This is a genomic window from Candidatus Nitrosarchaeum limnium BG20, assembly GCF_000241145.1.
Classification (GTDB): domain Archaea; phylum Thermoproteota; class Nitrososphaeria; order Nitrososphaerales; family Nitrosopumilaceae; genus Nitrosarchaeum; species Nitrosarchaeum limnae.
In genome coordinates, this window is sequence record NZ_AHJG01000040.1 from 1 (window position 1) to 2,008 (window position 2,008).

A 2,008-nucleotide genomic window follows, 5' to 3' on the forward strand; every position below is an offset into this window, starting at 1 on the left:
ATTAGAGATGGATGTTCCAACTATTGTTCCTACAGGCTCTACAATGAGATCTGATTTGTACATCAAAAATGACAATTTACCATCATATGGTATTGTATCATTAGTGGTAGATGGCAAGATAGTATCAAAGAAAGCACAACTATTTGATCAAGGACAAACCAAGATTACACTGGAATGGAATGTACCATCAGACAAAGTATACTCTAGTCATGACTTGCAAGGAAGAGTTGATTTGTATGACAAGACAATTATTACCAAATCATCTGTTGTGCACAGCTATCCACGAACTATTGCTGTTTCAGCATATGATCTAAAATCACTAGAACTATTGGTAAAGAACGACAAAGTCTTGGCAGATCCTGCACTGATTTACGCATCAGATTCTAATGAGAATCTCAGATTCAAAGTAATCGATCCTCAAGGACAATGTATTATTGGTAAATCCAATGAATGTCTTATCAAAGATAGTACTAGAGCAAATCGTGGTGGATTAGTAAGTATCAACTATGAAGACCAAATCCTCAGAGTCAGATATAGTGGTCCAGATAACCCACTAGAGAGATTCTCAATTACTTCAATTGATCCATTAACTGAGAAATGGACAGTCACCCTTGAAACAAACGCTGGAATATCTCCAGATGTACACATATTACAAGACACTTATGTCAAGGTAAAGTACAGATTCCACTCTGAGACAGTTACTGTAAAGTCTGAGTAAATTTCAGGCTTTAAAACTGTAGAATAAAATGAACATTTTTTATTAAATCCCACTTTTGGAATGTTCCATATACCTTTTAATATAAAAAAATGAAAACCAAACCATTGCAAAATAGAACAATTGCTCTATCTGTACTGTTTAGTGTATTTGCACTTGGATTACTTGGAGCTCAACAATCTTATGCAATTGTTTTAGAAGATCAAGACTCTTGTGAAATTGGCTTAGGAGTAGCTGCTACTTGGGATGGTGTTAGTGAATGTAATGTAGAAGAGGAATTCAATATTGAGTCAGGAGATTCACTGACTATTAATTCTGGAATAACACTTTCTACTGGAGACATCATTAATATCAATACGGATGGAGTTGTCACTAATATGGGAACAATACGAAGTGACGACGGTGAAATTGCACTTTATGGAACTATAAATAATTATGGAACAATTCAACTTAATGCAGGGTCTTTTGATATGCAGGGAATTTTAAATAATGAAGTAGGTGGTGAAATTACCAATACAGGATTAACTTTAACTGTGTCTGGTGAATTAAATAATTTTGGCACTTTAAATAATAAAGGAGGTGTTAATGTTAGTGATAATAGTTCTATTACAAATGATGGTTTAATAGAAACTTTTGATGATCATGAATTTGCAGTAGCTGGAACATTTACAAATCGTGGAACTTTTATTATGAATGATGGAATTTTTTCAATTCAAAATACTGGATTTGCTGAAACATTTGATACAATAAACATTTACTCACCTGCTAAAGTTACAATTACTGGACAATTAGATATTCTAGAAAGTAGTGAATTTTTAAATGAATCAGAAATTGATCTGGGACAAACAGGTATAATTAGAATCATAGGTATTCTTTACAACGATGGTTTATTTGTAAATTCTTGTGGGTTGGTTAATGTTATTTCTCCGGGAATGATTGTTGGTCCTGATCCAACTGATGATTGTCCTATTCAATCAATTACTATAGATTCTCCACCTAATGGAAGTTTTCATGGAAATTTTGCCAATGTAATTTTTACTGGAACTGCCATTGATATTGATGGATATGGTGTTGAAAAAGACATAAGCTCAGGTATTGAATGGTCTGATAACGTAGATATCTTATCCGATAACTTGGGCAGTACTGTTTCTAATCAATTACCTACAACGGGTGTTCATCAAATTACTGCTTACATAAAAGATTCTGGTGATAATGAAAAATCCGCTATAATTAACATAGAAATTTTCAATGATGCTGATAGTGATGGATACCTGTCTATACTTAATGGTGGAG

Annotated in this window: 2 protein-coding genes; both read left to right on the forward strand. The window is 33.3% G+C overall.

Annotated features, from left to right (window positions below):
• Positions 1-718, forward strand: a 718-nt coding sequence (locus BG20_RS12285) for a hypothetical protein (protein ID WP_010189990.1), incomplete at its 5' end; no start/stop codon positions are given.
• Positions 719-822: 104 nt separating this feature from the next.
• Positions 823-2,008: hypothetical protein (locus BG20_RS01540; protein ID WP_202945516.1), on the forward strand; the 1,186-nt coding region annotated here is incomplete at its 3' end.